A 17,738-nucleotide genomic window follows, 5' to 3' on the forward strand; every position below is an offset into this window, starting at 1 on the left:
CTTACGCCGAATGGTGGGCGCCTATGCTCGGGCTCGTGGAAAACCACTCCTTGACCCACTCGATGCCCCGCACCGCCGCGTTCTTTGACCTGGACAAGACGGTCATTGCGAAGTCGAGCACGCTCACCTTCAGCAAGTCGTTCTACCAAGGCGGGCTGATCAACCGCAGGGCGGTACTGCGGACCGCGTACGCGCAGTTCGTGTTCCTCGCCGGCGGCGCCGACCACGACCAGATGGAGCGGATGCGCGCGTACCTCTCGGCACTGTGCCGCGGGTGGAATGTGCAGCAGGTGAAGGAGATCGTCGCCGAGACGCTTCACGACCTGATCGACCCGATCATCTACGACGAGGCCGCGTCACTCATCGAGGAGCATCACACCGCGGGGCGCGACGTGGTGATCGTCTCCACGTCCGGCGCCGAGGTCGTCGAGCCGATCGGCGAACTCCTCGGCGCGGACCGCGTGGTGGCCACGCGCATGGTGGTGGGCGACGACGGTTGCTTCACGGGCGAGGTGGAGTACTACGCGTACGGGCCGACGAAGGCGGAGGCGATCGAGGAGCTCGCCCGGTCCGAGGGGTACGACCTCTCGCGCTGCTACGCGTACAGCGACTCGGCGACCGATGTGCCGATGCTGAAGGCGGTCGGCCACCCCTTCGCGGTCAATCCGGACCGGGCGCTCCGCCGTGAGGCACTCGCGCGCGAGTGGCCGATTCTCGACTTCAACCGACCCGTCCGACTCAAGCAGCGGCTGCCCACTCTGTCCGCGCCGTCGCGGCCCGCCCTCGTCGCGGCCGCCGCCGTCGGCGCCGCGGCGGCCACCGCGGGCCTGGTCTGGTACGCCAGCCGCCGGCGCGCCACGGCCAGCTGACCGGCTCCTTTGAGCAGGCCCGCCACACAGCCGCCGAACAGAGCCGCCCTCGGCCGCCCGTTTCACCCCTAATTGAACCTAAAAGTAAAGAAGTACGGTCAGGGGTTTCGCTTCCTCTGCACCTGGAGTACAAATAAGGCAACGGCCCGCGAGACCAAGGGACATCCGAGAGGATCACCTTTAAACGCAACCAAGGCCCCACGGACCGAGCATGAACGCCAGGCACCCACGCGACGTCGACCCGTCGATTACGGGCCAGCCGCACCAGGCCACGGGCTAAGTTCCCGACCTGATGGGCAATTTTCGAGGACGCTTGGTAACCAGGTGAACATGCCAGCGGCGGTACGAGGACTCGTACCGCCGCAACCCTTTTTCAGGGACTTTCCAGGAACCTGTTACGACGCCTACGCCGCTCCGCGCTGGAGCGCCTCGCACACGGCCGTCGACTCCCTGGCACCGAACTCCACGGACCGCCCGCAGTGCGCGATCCATGCGGCAACCCCTTCCGGAGTGCCCGACGCATAGCCTTCGAGCGCGGCCAGATACTCCGCGCGCCCCTGCTCCGCGTGTCCCACCTCGGCAGGACAGATCGACTTGGGGTCGAGACCGCTGCCCACCAGGACGATGCGCTCGGCCGTGCGCGCGACCAGACCGTTGTACGACCCGAAGGGCCGCAGCGCGAGCAGTTCGCCGTGCACGACAGCCGCGGTGACCAGGGCCGGAGCCGAGCCGCCCGCAATGATCAGGCCGGAGAGCCCTTCGAGCCGGCCCGCCACTTCCTGCGCATCCGGCAGCGGCAGCTCGACCAGCGGCTCGTCGACCGGCTCGCCTCCCTGACGGGGGCGCCCCACCATGTCGCCGCTGTCGGCCGCCGCCACGAGGTGCAGGCGCGCGAGCACCCGCAGCGGCGACTGCCGCCAGATCGACAGGAGCTGGCCCGCCTCCGCCGTCAGCCGCAGGGCAGCGCCGACGGTGCGCGCCTCCTCGTCCCCACCCACGCCGCTGAAGTCGGAGCGCCTGCGCACCTCTTCGAGCGGCCAGTCGGCGCCGGACAGCGCCGCGCTGCCCCGCGCGCCGCGCAGCGCGGCCTCGGAGGTGACGGCAGTGCTGCGACGCCGCATGACCCGGTGGCCGTAGACCCGGTCCACGGCCTTGCGCACGGAGTCCACGGAGTCGGCCACGCCCGGAAGGGCCCCAAGGGCGGCAAGGGGGTCGGCTGTCGTACTCATGGGTACGACCCTACGCAGTTCAGGGCCCGACCCCACGAAGGAGTGGTCTTCTTCACGCTCCACAGACACGAAAAGCGACGACCCCACTACCCTTGGTGAACATGAAGATCGCTTTCGTGGGGAAGGGCGGCAGCGGGAAGACCACGCTGTCCTCGCTCTTCATCCGTCACCTCGCCGCCATCGGCGCCCCGGTCATCGCGGTGGACGCCGACATCAACCAGCACCTGGGGCCCGCGCTCGGTCTCGACGACGACCAGGCCGCCGAACTGCCCGCCATGGGCGCACGCCTCCCCCTCATCAAGGACTACCTGCGCGGCTCGAATCCACGGATCGCCTCCGCGGACACGATGATCAAGACGACCCCGCCCGGCGAGGGCTCGCGCCTCCTGCGGGTACGCGAGAACAACCCGGTGTACGACGCATGTGCGCGACCCGTGGAACTCGACGGCGGGACCGCGCGTTTGATGGTCACGGGCCCCTTCACCGAAGCCGACCTCGGTGTCTCCTGCTACCACTCCAAGACCGGAGCGGTGGAGTTGTGTCTGAACCATCTCGTCGACGGCCGCGACGAGTACGTGGTCGTCGACATGACCGCGGGCTCGGACTCCTTCGCCTCCGGCATGTTCACCCGCTTCGACATGACGTTCCTTGTCGCCGAGCCGACGCGTAAGGGGGTTTCGGTCTACCGCCAGTACAAGGAGTACGCACGGGACTTCGGCATCACGCTGAAGGTCGTGGGGAACAAGGTGCAGGGCCAGGACGACCTCGACTTCCTCCGCGCACAGGTGGGGGACGACCTGCTCGTCACCGTCGGGCACTCCGACTGGGTGCGTGCCATGGAGAAGGGCCTCCCGCCTCGGTTCGATCTCCTGGAGGAGCCCAACGCGGCTGCTCTGCGCACGCTCAGGTCCGCCGCGGACGCCGCCTACGCGGGCCGCGACTGGGAGCGCTACACACGCCAGATGGTCCACTTCCACCTGAAGAACGCGCAGAGTTGGGGCAATGCGAAGACGGGCGCCGACCTGGCGGCCCAGGTCGACCCCGCCTTCGTTCTCCAGGAGAGTGTGGCCGCCACCGCCTGACCGGCTCGGCTACTGCTTGACCGCCGGCGCTCCCGGCACCCCCTTGGGTGCCGGGGCGGGGATGGTCGACATGAAGGATGCCCAGCCCTGCGCGGGGGCCTCTCCGACGCCCAGTGTGGTGAGCCGTTTCAGGATCTGCGGGTCCTGCGCGTCCAGCCAGTCGGCGAGCTGACGGAAGGAGACGCAGCGCACCTCGGGCTTGTTGCACACGGCGTGGACGGTCTCTTCGACGGCGCGCATGTAGTTGCCGCCGTTCCAGGACTCGAAGTGGTTGCCGATGACGAGCGGCGCGCGGTTGCCGTTGTAGGCGCGGTCGAAGCCCTGGAGGAGGCTGTCGCGCATCTCGTCACCCCAGAACTGCTGCTTGTCGGTGTCGCCCTGGGGCGTGGTGCCCGACTGGTCGACCATGAAGTTGTAGTCCATGGTGAGCTGCTCGGACTTGTGCCCGGGGAAGGGCACGAGCTGCATCGACAGATCCCACAGGCCATCGTTCTTGTTGGGCCAGATCTGGTCGTTGACACCGCTGGTGTCGTAGCGGAAACCGAGGTCGTGGGCCCCTCGCCGGAAGTTCTTCTGACCCTCCAGGCACGGGGTGCGGGCACCGATGAGCTCCTTGTCGTAGTCGAAGGGGAGCGGGGCGGCGTTCTTCATGCCCGTGTTCGTCTTCCAGGACTTCACGAAGGACCTGGCCTGGCCGATCTCGCTCTTCCAGTCGGCCACCGACCACTCGCCGACGCCGCCCTTGCCGCAGAAGTGGCCGTTGAAGTGCGTGCCGATCTCGTTGCCCTCGAGCCAGGCGCCGCGGAGCTGGTCCACGGTGTCCTTGATTCCCTGCTCGTCGTTGAAGCCGATGTCCGAGCTGCCCGGTGAGTGCTGCGGAGGCCGGTAGAGGTCGCGCTTGTCCTTGGGGAGCAGGTACACGCCGCTGAGGAAGTACGTCATCGTCGCGTTGTTCTGCCTGGCGACCTTGCGGAAGCGCGAGAACAGCTTCTGGCTGCCCTCCCCCGCGCCGTCCCAGGAGAACACCACGAACTGCGGCGGCTTCCGGCCGGACTTCAGGCGCTCGGGCCTGGGCAGATGCGGCTGGCTTCCGGTGAACGCGGTCGAGCCGTCCCCGATCAGCCGCATCACGTGTCCCGGCGCGGGGGCGGGGGCAGGGGCGGGGGCCGCCTCGTTCGCACCGGGAGCGCCCTTCTGGGGTCCGGTCGCCTGGTGGTCATCGGTCGCGCAACCGGACAGGGCTGCGACACACGCCGCGACGGCGGTGAAGTTCGCGGCGAGCTGCTTGGTGGCGGCCATGTCCGCCCACCTTCTTCCTTGGTCTCTTCGGCTCTGATCTCTCCGCACCAGGGCAGGCGTAATGCGATGAAATGCCGCATTTGACGACGGTGCCGCCAACGTCACACGAGGCCCGAGGAAGAATTAATACGACAAGCCGAAAGAAAGCCCCATTCACCCATTGAGGTGAATGAATGCCCCATTTGCCCCGAAAATACGTCCACAACCTTTACTCTGCATTACGATCCATTTACCGAGCGTTGATTCATCCCGCCGCTGCACGCCGTAATCCACGGCCGCGACCCTGCCCCGCCACAGACGGGGCCCCTCATTCCGCGACCGCGCTGCCCCGGAGGAGACGGGAAACATGTCAGCCTGCGTCCCCACACGCCCCGCCGATCCGACACGGACCGACGAAACCAGCCGCACCCATCCACCCCACAGCCCGCCGCCGAAGCCGCCCCGCCGCTTCCGCATCTCGGGCGCCGACCTGTCCGCGTCTGGGGCGGTCTTCCTGATCGCCCTGCCGCTGTCCCTCGGAATCGCCCTGGCCACCGGGGCCCCGCTCCAGGCGGGACTCGTCGCCGCCGCCGTCGGCGGACTCGTGGCCGGCCGCCTCGGCGGCTCTCCCCTCCAGGTCAGCGGCCCCGCCGCCGGCCTCACCGTCGTCACCGCCGACCTCATCCACCGTTACGGCTGGCGGACGACCTGCGCGATCACCGTCATGGCCGGAATCGCCCAACTCGGCCTCGGCTGCCTACGCGTGGCCCGCACCGCGCTCGCCGTGTCCCCCGCCGTCGTCCACGGCATGCTCGCCGGAATCGGCGTCACCATCGCGGTCGCACAGGTGCACATCGTGCTCGGCGGCATCCCCCAGAGCGCCGTTCTCGACAATCTCCGTGCGCTGCCCGCCGAGTTGACCCACGTGGACCTGGCCGCGCTGCTCCTGAGCATGCTGACGCTCGCGGTCCTGTTCGCCTGGCCCCGAATCCCCGGACCCGCCGGGCGGGCCCTGCGAAGAGTGCCCGCCGCGCTCGTCGCCGTCGCCTGCGCCACCGCGACCGCCGCGTTCGCCGGAATCACCGTGACCAAGGTCGACCTGCCGTCCTGGAGCAGCCACGCCCTGGCCGGCCTGCCCGAAGGACCCGCAATGGGCCTCGTGGCGGCCGTCCTGACCGTGACGCTCGTGTGCAGCGTGCAGTCGCTGCTCGGCGCCGTCGCCGTGGACAAACTCGCGTCCTCGAAGCCCGCCCTGCGCCCGGAGGCACGCCGCTCCGACCTCGACCGGGAACTGCTCGGTCAAGGAGCGGCCAACATCGTCTCCGGCACCCTCGGCGGGCTCCCCGTCGCCGGGGTCGCCGTCCGCAGCGCCGCGAATGTGAACGCGGGCAGCGAGAGCAGGAACTCCACGATGCTGCACGGCGTTTGGGTAGTAGTGGCCGCGCTCCTGTTGGTCCCGGTGCTTGAGCAGATCCCCCTCGCCTCACTCGCCGCCCTGGTGATGGCCGTCGGCATCCAGATGGTGTCCCTGCACCACATCCGTACGGTCACGCGCCACCGCGAGGTCCTCGTCTACGCCGTGACGACGCTCGGCGTGGTCGTCCTCGGCGTACTCGAGGGCGTGGCCCTCGGCATCGCCGTCGCCGTCGCCGTCGCCCTGCACCGGCTCGCCCGCACCCGGATCACCCACACCGTGGACGAGACGGGCACCGCAGGCCAAGGCGGGACGCATCACGTACGGGTGCGCGGGCAACTGACCTTCCTCGCCGTGCCCCGCCTCAGTCGCGTACTGCATCAAGTACCCCAAGGAGTTTGCTGCGTCGTGGAGTTGGACGGGTCCTTCATGGACCATGCCGCGTTCGAGTCCCTGCAGGACTGGCAGAAGTCACATGTCGCGCAGGGCGGCAAGGTCGAGGTGACCGGGCGGGCGGGTACCCGCATCTCCGAGCCCGCGCCGACGTCGAACTCCTGCTGCCGGCCCTGGACCCCCTGGCGCAACCACCACTGCGACCGCCCGCAGACCGAGACCTCCGAGCCCCCGGCAGGTGGCGGCGGGTATCAACTGGCCAGCGGAATCAGCGCGTTCCAGCGGAACACGGCGCCGCATGTCAGGGACGAACTGGCCCGGCTCGCCCGTGAGGGGCAGCGTCCCACCCAGCTGTTCCTGACCTGCGCCGATTCCCGGCTCGTGACGTCGATGATCACCTCAAGCGGCCCCGGCGACCTCTTCGTCGTCAGGAACGTGGGGAATCTGGTGCCGCTGCCGGGCGCCGAGAGCGGTGACGACTCGGTCGCCGCGGCCATCGAGTACGCCGTCGACGTACTGAAGGTGCAGTCGATCACCGTGTGCGGACACTCCGGCTGCGGCGCGATGCAGGCGCTGCTCAACAGTCCGCCCGAGGGCGGCGCGCAGACACCACTGAAGCGGTGGCTGCGGCACGGCCTGCCGAGCCTTGCCCGCATGGCGGTCGCGAACCAGCCATGGGCGAGGTTCGCCGGGCGCGCCCCCGCCGACGCGGTCGAGCAGCTCTGCCTGACCAATGTCGTCCAGCAGTTGGAGCATCTGCGGGCCCACGAGTCGGTGGCCCGCCGCCTCCACGAGGGCTCGCTCGAGCTCCACGGGATGTACTTCCACGTGGGGGAGGCACAGGCCTATCTGCTCACCGAGCAGCCCGACGAGGTGTTCGACCAGGTGCAGCCGGAGGGCGAACTGCGCCCGGCGTGAACCCGTCCGTGAGAGCGTGCGTGCCGTGGAGTGACGCCATCGGCGCGCACGCATAGAGCCCAACAGGTCTAAACCATTATTCGGACCCCCCTTGTCACCGAGGGGGGCCGTCTGATGAGCTGTGGTCTGGGACACAACGGACACCCTGGGAAAGGGAGATGTCGTGAGCAACGAAAGCCTGGCCAACCTTCTTAAGGAAGAGCGAAGGTTTGCGCCGCCGGCCGACCTGGCGGCCGCCGCCAACGTCACCGCGGAGGCGTACGAACAGGCCAAGGCTGACAGGCTCGGCTTCTGGGCCGAGCAGGCCCGTCGGCTGACCTGGGCCACCGAACCGACCGAGACCCTCGACTGGTCGAACCCGCCGTTCGCCAAGTGGTTCGCGGACGGGAAGCTGAACGTCGCGTACAACTGCGTCGACCGCCACGTCGAGGCCGGGAACGGCGACCGGGTCGCCATCCACTTCGAGGGCGAGCCCGGCGACAGCCGGGCCATCACCTACGCGGAGCTCAAGGACGAGGTCAGCCGCGCGGCCAACGCGCTGACCGAGCTGGGCGTGCAGAAGGGCGACCGGGTCGCCGTCTACCTGCCGATGATCCCCGAGGCCGTCGTCGCGATGCTGGCGTGCGCGCGCATCGGCGCCGCGCACTCGGTCGTCTTCGGCGGATTCTCGGCCGACGCCATCGCGGCCCGCATCCAGGACGCCGACGCCAAGGTCGTCATCACGGCCGACGGCGGCTACCGGCGCGGCAAGCCGTCCGCGCTCAAGCCCGCCGTCGACGACGCGGTCAGCCGCGTCGATGGGGTCGAGAAGGTCCTCGTCGTCCAGCGCACCAAGCAGGACGTCGCCTGGACCGAGGGCCGCGACGTGTGGTGGCACGAGATCACACAGAAGCAGTCGGCGGAGCACACGCCCGAGGCGTTCGACGCCGAGCATCCGCTGTTCATCCTCTACACGTCCGGCACGACAGGTAAGCCCAAGGGCATCCTGCACACCTCCGGCGGCTACCTCACGCAGGCCTCGTACACCCACCACGCGGTGTTCGACCTCAAGCCGGAGACCGACGTCTACTGGTGCACGGCCGACATCGGCTGGGTCACCGGGCACTCGTACATCACCTACGGGCCGCTCTCGAACGGTGCGTCGCAGGTCATCTACGAGGGCACCCCGGACACCCCGCACCAGGGCCGCTTCTGGGAGATCGTGCAGAAGTACGGGGTGACGATCCTGTACACGGCGCCGACGGCGATCCGCACGTTCATGAAGTGGGGAGACGACATCCCCGCCAAGTTCGACCTGAGCAGTCTGCGGGTCCTCGGTTCGGTCGGTGAGCCGATCAACCCCGAGGCCTGGATGTGGTACCGGAAGAACATCGGCGCCGACAAGTGCCCCATCGTGGACACCTGGTGGCAGACCGAGACCGGCGCGATGATGATCTCGCCGCTGCCCGGTGTCACCGAGACCAAGCCGGGCTCCGCCCAGCGCGCCCTGCCCGGCATCTCGGCGACGGTCCTGGACGACGAGGCGCAGGAAGTCCCCGACGGGGGCGGCGGTTACCTCGTCCTGACCGAGCCGTGGCCGTCGATGCTGCGCACCATCTGGGGCGACGACCAGCGGTTCATCGACACATACTGGTCCCGCTTCGAGGGCAAGTACTTCGCCGGTGACGGTGCCAAGAAGGACGACGACGGCGACATCTGGCTGCTCGGCCGGGTGGACGACGTGATGCTGGTCTCCGGCCACAACATCTCGACCACCGAGGTCGAGTCGGCGCTCGTCTCGCACCCCTCGGTCGCCGAGGCGGCGGTCGTGGGCGCGGCCGACGAGACGACGGGTCAAGCCATCGTGGCCTTCGTGATCCTGCGCGGCACGGCGTCCGCCGACGACGAGGGTCTCGTCGCCGACCTGCGCAACCACGTGGGCGCGACGCTCGGCCCGATCGCCAAGCCGAAGCGGGTCCTGCCCGTGGCCGAGCTGCCCAAGACCCGATCCGGGAAGATCATGCGGCGCCTGCTGCGTGACGTCGCGGAGAACAGGGAGCTGGGAGACGTCACGACCCTGACGGACTCGTCCGTCATGGACCTCATCCAGACCAAGCTCCCGGCCGCATCAAGCGAGGACTGACCGCACCGCACACCACGAAACGGGCACCCGGCGCCGAACGCGCCGGGTGCCCGTTTCGTACGTAAAGTGACGATCACCAGGTACGGACCGCGTGCACCCGGTAGGGTGAATACCTCAAATGGTGTGCCGGGAAGTCTGGTCGGCAACGCCGTCGGCGACCCCTCGCCGGCGCGTTCGCGAAGCCGAACCCGACCGGAGGTCTTCACCCGTGGCCGCGCCCGCCCCACACAAGAGCAGCCGTAAGGCACTCGGCCGACTCACGCTTCCTGAGCGCACGTTCGTGGCGGACGCCCTGCGTGCCGAGACCGTCGGCGGAGTTCTGCTCCTCGTCGCCGCGATCGCCGCCCTCATCTGGGCGAACACACCGCTCAGCGGCAGCTACGAGTCCGTGAGCGAGTTCCACGTCGGCCCCGCAGCGCTCGGCCTCAACCTGTCCCTCGAGCACTGGGCCGCCGACGGACTGCTCGCCGTGTTCTTCTTCGTCGCCGGTATCGAGCTCAAGCGCGAACTCGTCGCCGGCGACCTGCGCGACCCCAAGGCGGCCATGCTGCCGGTCGCCGCCGCGCTCTGCGGCATGGCGGTCCCCGCACTCGTCTACTTCCTCGTCAACATCACGGGCGGCGGCTCGCTCGACGGCTGGGCCGTGCCGACCGCCACCGACATCGCCTTCGCGCTCGCCGTCCTCGCCGTCATCGGCACGTCCCTGCCGTCCTCGCTGCGCGCGTTCCTGCTCACGCTCGCCGTCGTCGACGACCTCTGCGCGATCCTGATCATCGCGATCTTCTTCACCAGCGACATCAACTTCGCGGCGCTCGCCGGCGCCGTCGTCGGCCTCGCCGTCTTCTGGCTGCTCCTGCGGAAGGGCGTACGCGGCTGGTACATCTACGTGCCGCTCGCGCTCGTGATCTGGGGCCTGATGTACAACAGCGGCATCCACGCCACCATCGCCGGTGTCGCCATGGGCCTGATGCTGCGCTGCACCCGGCAGGACGGCGAGGAGCACTCGCCCGGCGAGCACATCGAGCATCTGGTGCGCCCCTTCTCGGCAGGGCTCGCCGTGCCCCTGTTCGCCCTGTTCAGCGCGGGCGTTGCCGTGTCGGGCAGCGCCCTGACCGACGTGTTCACCAAGCCCGAGACGCTCGGTGTGGTGCTCGGGCTCGTCGTCGGCAAGGCCGTCGGCATCTTCGGCGGGACCTGGCTCACGGCCCGCTTCACCAGGGCCTCGCTCTCCGACGAACTGGCCTGGCCCGACGTGTTCGCGGTCGCGTCCCTCGCCGGGATCGGCTTCACCGTCTCGCTCCTCATCGGCGAACTCGCCTTCACCGAGAGCCCCCTGCTGACAGCCGAGGTCAAGGCCGCCGTACTGATGGGCTCCCTCATCGCGGCGGTCCTGTCGAGCGTCCTGCTCAAGATCCGTAACGCCAAGTACCGCGCGATGTGCGCCGAGGAGGAGCGGGACGACGACCTCGACGGCATCCCGGACATCTACGAGGAGGACAAGCCGGAGTACCACTTGCGGATGGCGGAGATCTACGAGAAGAAGGCCGCCGAACACCGCAGGCTTGCCGAAGTGACGGGCGGGGCAAGCGACGGGAGCAGTCGTCCGGCATGATCTGACAGCAGGTCTGCTAAAGATGCCCGTAAACAGAAGAGGGAGTACGCGATGAGCGCACCCGACGGCACACCGGTCGGCGCCGAGCGCAGCATCGGCCAGCTGGTCGCCACGGCCACGACCGAGATGTCCGCGCTGGTGCACGACGAGATCGCTCTGGCGAAGGCCCAGCTCAAGCAGGACGTGAAGCGGGGTGCGGTCAGCGGCGGCGCCCTCTCGGCGGCCGGCGTGGTCCTGCTCTTCTCGCTGCCCATGCTGAGCTTCGCGCTCGCCTACGGGATCCAGGCCTGGACCGGCGGGCACAACGGTGAGGGCGGCTGGAACCTCGGCTGGTGCTTCCTGCTCTCCTTCGCGGCGAACGTGCTGGTGGCCGCGCTGCTTGCCCTGATCGGCGTCGTCTTCGCGAAGAAGGCCAAGAAGGGCAAGGGCCCGCAGAAGGTCGCCGCCTCGGTCAAGGAGACGGCAGGCGTACTGGGGAACGCCAAACCGCACCCCCGTCCGGTGGCTCCGGCGAACCGAGTCGGTGACACGGTCGAGGCTGTGGCACGCTCGTCTTCATGACGGACCCCGCCACCCCTTCGGCCCAGCCCGCCTCAGTCGTACGCATCGGCGTCCCGGGCGGCGGCGAGCTGACCCACCGGGACGTCGCCGCCAACGGCGCGCGCTTCCACATCGCCGAGATGGGCGACGGTCCACTGGTCCTGCTCCTGCACGGCTTCCCCCAGTTCTGGTGGACGTGGCGGCACCAGATGGTGGCGCTCGCCGACGCCGGGTTCCGGGCCGTGGCCATGGATCTGCGCGGCGTCGGCGGCAGCGACCGCACCCCACGCGGCTACGACCCGGCGAACCTCGCCCTCGACATCACGGGCGTCGTACGGTCCCTCGGCGAGCCCGACGCGGCACTCGTGGGGCACGACCTGGGCGGCTATCTCGCGTGGACCGCGGCCGTCATGCGGCCCAAGCTGGTGCGCCGGCTCGTGGTCTCCTCGATGCCGCACCCCCGGCGCTGGCGCTCGGCGATGCTGTCCGACGTCAAGCAGACCGCCGCGGGCTCATACGTCTGGGGCTTCCAGCGGCCGTGGGTGCCGGAGCGTCAACTCGTCGCGGACGACGGCGCCTTGGTCGGCCGGCTGCTCCGGGAGTGGTCCGGGCCGCGCCTCCCCGACGACGAGGTCGTGGACGTGTACCGGCGCGCCATGTGCATCCCGTCCACGGCGCACTGCTCGGTCGAGCCGTACCGGTGGATGGTGCGGTCGATGGCCCGCCCGGACGGCATCCAGTTCAACCGGCGCATGAAGCGTCCGGTGCGGGTGCCGACGCTGCATCTGCACGGCTCGCTCGACCCCGTGATGCGTACGCGCAGCGCGGCGGGCTCCGGCGAGTACGTCGAAGCGCCGTACCGCTGGCGGCTGTTCGACGGTCTGGGGCACTTCCCGCACGAGGAGGATCCGGTCGCGTTCTCCAACGAACTGGTCAGCTGGCTGAAGGACCCCGAGCCCGACCGGTGACGGCCGCGCGGCCACCCTCGCACGATCGGGTGACGCGTTCGAGCCATGTCCGGGAACAACTGTCCTTCGAACTGCCAATTGCCTGGCGCATAGGCCAATTGGGGTGCGTGCGCGCGATTACCGACCTTGGGGCACGGGCACACGTCGGGGTATGGGCTGGACGCACGACTACAGTGACGCAGCACGCAACCGCCGCTCAGCCACGGTGCTGAGCCGTCACCCGGGGGGTGGCCCGCAGGAATCGGGCCATGACCAAACCCCTCCGGGGATCAACATTCCCCGCATCCTGCGCCGCCGGGCCCGCTGGGTCTCGGCCCGGCTGCGGCACACGCGCGACTGACGCGTCACCGGCCGGGCCTGCACCGCCTCCAGAACCTCACAGGGCGCAGCTGTCGCTGTCCACCTGCTGGTTGGCCGTGCGGCCGCGGGCGATGTCCGGGCTGATCTCGTCGCGGGTGAGCGCGTACCCGGTCTGGGCGCTGTCGAGTGACTTCGCGAAGACCACGCCGTACACCTTGCCTTCGGGCGTGAGCAGCGGGCCGCCGGAGTTGCCCTGGCGGACGGTCGCGTAGAGCGAGTACACATCGCGTCGCACGGTGCCGCGGTGGTAGATGTCCGGGCCGTCGGCCGTGATGCGGCCGCGCACACGCGCGGGGCGGACGTCGTACGCGCCGTTCTCCGGGAAGCCGGCGACGATCGCGCTGTCGCCGCGCTCGGCGTCCCTGGACGTGAACTGGAGCGGGGGCGCCTTCAGCGTCGGCACGTCGAGTACGGCGATGTCGCGCTTCCAGTCGTAGAGGACGACCTTCGCCGCGTACATCCGGCCCTCGCCGCCGATCTGCACGTTCGGCTCGTCCACGCCGCCGACCACGTGCGCGTTCGTCATGACGCGGCGGTCGGCGAAGACGAAGCCGGAGCCTTCGAGGACCTTGCCGCAACTGGGGGCCTGGCCGGTCACCTTGACGATGGAGCGCTTGGCCGTCTCCACGACCGCACTGTTCGCCAGCGTCGGGTCGGGAGGCTGGACCTCGGTGATCGGCTCGTTCGAGAACGGGCTGAAGACCTGCGGGAAGCCGTTCTGCGCGAGCGCCGAGGAGAAGTCCGCGAACCAGGAGTTCGCCTGCGTGGGCAAGGCTCTGGACACTCCGAGCAGGACCTTGGAGTTGCGCACTTCCTTGCCGAGCGTGGGCAGCGTCGTGCCGGCTAGGGCCGAGCCGATGAGCCAGGCGACCAGGAGCATCGCCACCACGTTCACCACGGCGCCGCCCGTGGCGTCCAAGGCTCGGGCCGGGGACCAGGTGATGTACCGGCGCAGCTTGTTCCCCAGGTGCGTGGTGAACGCCTGTCCCACGGAGGCACAGACGATGACCACGATCACGGCGACGACGGCCGCCGTCGTACTCACCTTGGCCCCGTCCGTCACCGCGCTCCAGATGGCGGGCAGGACGTAGACCGCGACGAGGCCGCCTCCCAGGAAGCCGATCACCGACAGGATGCCGACGACGAAGCCCTGGCGGTAGCCCACGATCGCGAACCACACGGCGGCTACGAGCAGCAGGATGTCCAGCACATTCACGTGGGCCACCCTGTCATGAGCGCCAGTCGAGTGGGACCTGCTTACTGCGGTCCCAGGGACGCTCCCATCCCGCGTAGTGCAGGATCCGGTCGATCACTCCGGCCGTAAAGCCCCAGACCAGAGCCGATTCGACGAGGAACGCCGGGCCCTGGTGGCCTCTCGGGTGGACCGCCGTCGCGCGGTGGCGCGGATCCGTGAGATCCGCCACGGGCACCGTGAAGACGCGGGCCGTCTCCGCCGGGTCGACCGCCTGCACCGGCGTCGGTGTGCGCCACCAGCCGAGGACCGGCGTCACCACGAAGCTGCTCACCGGGATGTACAGCTTCGGCAGGACGCCGAAGAGCTGGACGCCGCGCGGATCGAGCCCGGTCTCCTCCTCCGCCTCGCGCAGGGCGGCGCGCAGCGGCCCGTCCGTACGCGGATCGCCGTCCTCCGGGTCGAGGGCGCCGCCCGGGAAGGACGGCTGGCCCGCGTGCGAACGCAGCGATGTGGCCCGCTCCATGAGCAGCAGCTCCGGGCCGCGCTCGCCCTCCCCGAAGAGGATCAGGACGGCGGACTGCCGCCCGGCACCGCTCTCGGGCGGCAGGAAGCGGCTCATCTGGAGCGGCTCGACCGCGTCCGCGGCCTTCACGACCGGGTCGAGCCACTCGGGCAGCCCGTCCCTGCTCAGCCGCACCGGCTCGTCCTTCGTGACGCGCTCCTCGTGCGCCTCACTGTGTGCATGTGTCATAGGCACCCCCGTCCAACTGAACACAACGCCTGCGTCCCCGCCGTTCGTTCCGCGATGCGTCACTCCCCCGTGGCGGGCGGCGCGATGGCACCGAGCGGGGGCGCCGGGACACCGCCGGCGTCCAGGTACGACTGCGGGGGCTTCAGGCGCTGGCCGGGGAAGCCGCCCTTCTCGTACTTCAGGAGCTTCTTCGCCTTCTCCGGGTCGGTCTCGCCCTCCCCGTACGCCGGGCAGAGCGGGGCGATCGGGCAGGCGCCGCAGGCGGGCTTGCGCGCGTGGCAGATCCGGCGGCCGTGGAAGATCACGCGGTGCGAGAGCATCGTCCAGTCGCTCTTCGGGAAGAGCTCGCCGACGGCCTTCTCGACCTTGTCCGGGTCGGTCTCCTCCGTCCACTTCCAGCGCCGCACGAGCCGCCCGAAGTGCGTGTCCACGGTGATCCCGGGCCGCCCGAAGGCATTGCCCATCACGACGAAGGCGGTCTTGCGGCCGACCCCAGGCAACTTGACGAGGTCTTCGAGACGCCCAGGGACCTCGCCCCCGAACTCGTCCCGCAGGGCCGCCGCGAGCCCCATGATCGACTTCGTCTTGGCGCGGAAGAACCCGGTGGGCCTGATCAGCTCCTCGACGTCCTCGGGGTTCGCGGCCGCGAGGTCCTCCGGGGTCGGGTGCTTGGCGAAGAGGGCGGGCGTCGTCTGATTGACCCGCAGGTCGGTGGTCTGGGCGGACAGCACCGTGGCGACGAGCAGCTGGAAGGGATTCTCGAAGTCCAGCTCGGGGTGGGCGTACGGATACACCTCGGCGAGCTCACGGTTGATGCGCCGGGCACGCCGGACGAGGGCGGTACGAGACTCGGACTTGGCGGCGGTCTTCGTCACGGACTTGGCCGGTTTCACGGCAGCGGCCTCCGTCGCCGACTTGGCGGCGCCGGCCTTCTTCACCGGCTTGGCGGAGACAGCCTTCTTCACCGGCTTGGCGGCGCCGGTCTTCTTCGCGACAGCACGCTTCCCTCCGGAACTTGCGGCACCCCCGGAGCCCGCTGCACCACCAGCACCCTTCCCCCCGGAGGCCGCGGCACCGCCGGCACCCCGAGCCCCTTTTACCCCTTTTGCCGCTTTCCCGGGCGCGGTCGAGGCCTGTTCGCCCACAGCGGAATTACGTCCTGCGGTCACCGTCCCAGCCCCCTTGGCCTGTGCTCTCACCGGCGTTTTGGACACTCGGCCAGCCTAAAGGCAGCCGCTGACATCCGCCGTGGACCCCGCAGATCAGTCCTCGATTGGCCCCCTCCCCCACAGCTTGCGACGCCGGTGCGGCAGACTTGTGCCTGAGTGACTGATCACACCGTTTGGACCGTCCGGCAAAATGGGGAGCGGGAACACGGTCCCCGGATGCAGGTCGACATAGGAGAGAAACTCGTGGACGACGTTCTGCGGCGCGCCCCGCTTTTCGCGGCGCTCGATGATGAGCAGGCCGCGGAGCTCCGCGCCTCCATGAGTGAGGTGACCCTCGCGCGCGGAGACGCCCTCTTCCACGAGGGCGACCCCGGAGACCGCCTGTACGTGGTCACCGAGGGCAAGGTGAAGCTCCACCGCACCTCCCCCGACGGTCGCGAGAACATGCTCGCGGTGCTCGGCCCCGGCGAGCTGATCGGCGAGCTCTCGCTGTTCGACCCGGGCCCGCGCACGGCGACCGCCTCCGCGCTCACCGAGGTCAAGCTCCTCGGCCTCGGCCACGGCGACCTCCTGCCCTGGCTGAACGCGCGCCCCGAGGTGGCCTCCGCCCTGCTGCGCGCCGTCGCCCGGCGCCTGCGCAAGACCAACGACCAGATGTCCGACCTGGTCTTCTCGGACGTGCCGGGCCGCGTGGCCCGCGCGCTCCTGGACCTCTCCCGCCGCTTCGGCGTGCAGTCGGAGGAGGGCATCCACGTCGTGCACGACCTGACGCAGGAGGAGCTGGCCCAGCTGGTCGGCGCCTCCCGCGAGACGGTGAACAAGGCGCTCGCGGACTTCGCGGGCCGCGGCTGGCTCCGCCTGGAGGCCCGCGCCGTGATCCTGCTCGACGTCGAGCGCCTCGCGAAGCGCTCGCGCTGACACCTGCGCACACCGGGTCCCGCCTCCCTCCGGGGAGGCGGGATCACCCGTTCACCGCCGCGGAAAATACCGGGACCGCGCCCGCCCGACCCGGCACAGTGGACCCATGGCGACCACCGCCCGCGGCCTCGACGACCGCGGATTCATCGAGCGCGAAGGCTCTCTGAGCCGGATCCAGCCGGACTTCCGCCCCGTGGTGTCCGCGGCGCGCGACAGTCTGCTCGCCGCCTTCGGGCCGCGGATGACGAGCGCGTATCTCTACGGCTCCGTGCCGCGCGGCACGGCCCGCCCCGGCCGCAGCGACCTCGACCTCCTCCTCGCACTGCGCGACGAGCCGACGGACGAGGACAGGGCGGAGGCCAGAGCCCTGGCCGACGCGCTGGACAAGGACTTCGCCCAGATCGACGGCGTAGGCCTGATCATCCTCAGCCGAACCCAGGTCCTCAGCGACCTCGAACGGCACGACCTCGGCTGGTTCGTGGCCTGCCTCTGCACGCCGCTCCTGGGCGAGGACCTGGCCGAGTACCTGCCGCGCTACCGCCCCGACTCCCTCCTGGCCCGGGAGACCAACGGCGACCTGCGCCTGTTCCTGCCGCGCTGGCGCGAACGCATCGCGCGAGGCGACGACCCCCGCACCCTGGACCGCCTGATCTCCCGTCACCTCGTCCGCACCGGCTTCACGCTCGTGATGCCCCGCTGGAACGGCTGGACCAGCGATCTGACGCAGATGGCCGAGGTGTTCGGCACGTACTACCCGCAGCGGGCGGACGCGATGCGACAGGCGGCGCGGGCGGCGTACGAACCGATGGGCGCACCGCACACCCTCAGGGCGTACACCGAAGACCTGGGCCCGTGGCTGGCGGCAGAATACGAAGCCGTGCACGGAGTGAAGGCCCCCCGCCCATGACCCGGGAAGCAGG

General features: G+C 69.8%; 15 protein-coding genes. 10 read left to right on the plus strand and 5 right to left on the minus strand.

Features of this window, described 5'->3' with window-relative positions; all coding sequences use genetic code 11:
- Nucleotides 1-23: 23 nt before the first annotated feature.
- A complete protein-coding gene (locus tag OG758_RS24120) occupies nt 24-869 on the plus strand; it encodes an HAD family hydrolase (RefSeq protein WP_326711879.1) in 846 nt (281 codons plus the stop codon).
- A 404-nt stretch (nt 870-1,273) separates the two neighbouring features.
- Here the strand turns inward: OG758_RS24120 and OG758_RS24125 are convergent, their stop codons facing one another.
- Nucleotides 1,274-2,098: an oxidoreductase gene (locus OG758_RS24125; protein WP_326711880.1), complete on the minus strand. Its 825-nt coding sequence runs from the start codon at nt 2,096-2,098 to the stop codon at nt 1,274-1,276.
- A 101-nt stretch (nt 2,099-2,199) separates the two neighbouring features.
- Here OG758_RS24125 and OG758_RS24130 point away from each other — a divergent pair, with 101 nt between their 5' ends.
- Complete coding sequence (locus OG758_RS24130; RefSeq protein WP_326711881.1) at nt 2,200-3,180, plus strand: ATP-binding protein; 981 nt, start codon at nt 2,200-2,202, stop codon at nt 3,178-3,180.
- A gap of 9 nt (nt 3,181-3,189) precedes the next feature.
- Here the strand turns inward: OG758_RS24130 and OG758_RS24135 are convergent, their stop codons facing one another.
- Nucleotides 3,190-4,479: a hypothetical protein gene (locus OG758_RS24135; RefSeq protein WP_326711882.1), complete on the minus strand. Its 1,290-nt coding sequence runs from the start codon at nt 4,477-4,479 to the stop codon at nt 3,190-3,192.
- A gap of 346 nt (nt 4,480-4,825) precedes the next feature.
- On the opposite strand from OG758_RS24135, the gene OG758_RS24140 reads away from it, so the two are divergent.
- The 6 genes from OG758_RS24140 to OG758_RS24165 all read left to right on the plus strand — a co-directional run bounded on the left by OG758_RS24140 (nt 4,826) and on the right by OG758_RS24165 (nt 12,765).
- Nucleotides 4,826-7,183: a bifunctional SulP family inorganic anion transporter/carbonic anhydrase gene (locus tag OG758_RS24140; RefSeq protein ID WP_326711883.1), complete on the plus strand. Its 2,358-nt coding sequence runs from the start codon at nt 4,826-4,828 to the stop codon at nt 7,181-7,183.
- 121 nt (nt 7,184-7,304) lie between these two features.
- Nucleotides 7,305-9,305: an acetate--CoA ligase gene (acs, locus tag OG758_RS24145; RefSeq protein WP_326711884.1), complete on the plus strand. Its 2,001-nt coding sequence runs from the start codon at nt 7,305-7,307 to the stop codon at nt 9,303-9,305.
- 208 nt (nt 9,306-9,513) lie between these two features.
- Complete coding sequence (gene nhaA / locus OG758_RS24150; protein WP_326711885.1) at nt 9,514-10,917, plus strand: Na+/H+ antiporter NhaA; 1,404 nt, start codon at nt 9,514-9,516, stop codon at nt 10,915-10,917.
- Between the two features lie 51 nt (nt 10,918-10,968).
- The gene (locus OG758_RS24155; protein ID WP_266561809.1) at nt 10,969-11,478 is read left to right on the plus strand and encodes a phage holin family protein; all 510 of its coding nucleotides are present in this window, start codon (nt 10,969-10,971) and stop codon (nt 11,476-11,478) included.
- A complete protein-coding gene (locus OG758_RS24160; RefSeq protein ID WP_326711886.1) occupies nt 11,475-12,425 on the plus strand; it encodes an alpha/beta fold hydrolase in 951 nt (316 codons plus the stop codon). Before OG758_RS24155 ends, OG758_RS24160 begins: the two co-directional genes overlap by 4 nt.
- 151 nt (nt 12,426-12,576) lie before the next feature.
- A complete protein-coding gene (locus tag OG758_RS24165) occupies nt 12,577-12,765 on the plus strand; it encodes a hypothetical protein (RefSeq protein ID WP_116511639.1) in 189 nt (62 codons plus the stop codon).
- Nucleotides 12,766-12,801: 36 nt separating this feature from the next.
- On the opposite strand, the gene OG758_RS24170 is transcribed toward OG758_RS24165, so the two are convergent.
- The 3 genes from OG758_RS24170 to nth are packed head-to-tail and all read right to left on the minus strand — an operon-like array spanning nt 12,802 to nt 15,900.
- Nucleotides 12,802-14,001, minus strand: coding sequence for a MarP family serine protease (locus OG758_RS24170; protein ID WP_326711887.1), 1,200 nt, complete (start codon nt 13,999-14,001; stop codon nt 12,802-12,804).
- Between the two features lie 13 nt (nt 14,002-14,014).
- Nucleotides 14,015-14,731, minus strand: coding sequence for an NUDIX hydrolase (locus tag OG758_RS24175; protein WP_326711888.1), 717 nt, complete (start codon nt 14,729-14,731; stop codon nt 14,015-14,017).
- A 59-nt stretch (nt 14,732-14,790) separates the two neighbouring features.
- The gene (gene nth / locus OG758_RS24180; RefSeq protein ID WP_405653812.1) at nt 14,791-15,900 is read right to left on the minus strand and encodes an endonuclease III; all 1,110 of its coding nucleotides are present in this window, start codon (nt 15,898-15,900) and stop codon (nt 14,791-14,793) included.
- 243 nt (nt 15,901-16,143) lie between these two features.
- Between nth and OG758_RS24185 the strand changes: the two genes are divergently transcribed.
- On the plus strand, nt 16,144-16,818 hold the full coding sequence (locus tag OG758_RS24185) for a Crp/Fnr family transcriptional regulator (protein ID WP_100596519.1): 675 nt from the start codon (nt 16,144-16,146) through the stop codon (nt 16,816-16,818).
- Nucleotides 16,819-16,924: 106 nt separating this feature from the next.
- The gene (locus OG758_RS24190) at nt 16,925-17,725 is read left to right on the plus strand and encodes a nucleotidyltransferase domain-containing protein (RefSeq protein WP_326711890.1); all 801 of its coding nucleotides are present in this window, start codon (nt 16,925-16,927) and stop codon (nt 17,723-17,725) included.
- Nucleotides 17,726-17,738: the final 13 nt, after the last annotated feature.

The organism is Streptomyces sp. NBC_01474, from assembly GCF_035918215.1.
GTDB classification, from domain to species: domain Bacteria; phylum Actinomycetota; class Actinomycetes; order Streptomycetales; family Streptomycetaceae; genus Streptomyces; species Streptomyces aureus.

Coding starts and splice junctions, on each gene's coding strand:
- OG758_RS24120 (WP_326711879.1), top strand. CDS start 24: ATGCTCGGGCTCGTGGAAAACCACTCCTTGACCCACTCGATGCCCCGC.
- OG758_RS24125 (WP_326711880.1), bottom strand. CDS start 2,098: ATGAGTACGACAGCCGACCCCCTTGCCGCCCTTGGGGCCCTTCCGGGC.
- OG758_RS24130 (WP_326711881.1), top strand. CDS start 2,200: ATGAAGATCGCTTTCGTGGGGAAGGGCGGCAGCGGGAAGACCACGCTG.
- OG758_RS24135 (WP_326711882.1), bottom strand. CDS start 4,479: ATGGCCGCCACCAAGCAGCTCGCCGCGAACTTCACCGCCGTCGCGGCG.
- OG758_RS24140 (WP_326711883.1), top strand. CDS start 4,826: ATGTCAGCCTGCGTCCCCACACGCCCCGCCGATCCGACACGGACCGAC.
- OG758_RS24155 (WP_266561809.1), top strand. CDS start 10,969: ATGAGCGCACCCGACGGCACACCGGTCGGCGCCGAGCGCAGCATCGGC.
- OG758_RS24160 (WP_326711886.1), top strand. CDS start 11,475: ATGACGGACCCCGCCACCCCTTCGGCCCAGCCCGCCTCAGTCGTACGC.
- OG758_RS24165 (WP_116511639.1), top strand. CDS start 12,577: ATGGGCTGGACGCACGACTACAGTGACGCAGCACGCAACCGCCGCTCA.
- OG758_RS24175 (WP_326711888.1), bottom strand. CDS start 14,731: ATGACACATGCACACAGTGAGGCGCACGAGGAGCGCGTCACGAAGGAC.
- OG758_RS24190 (WP_326711890.1), top strand. CDS start 16,925: ATGGCGACCACCGCCCGCGGCCTCGACGACCGCGGATTCATCGAGCGC.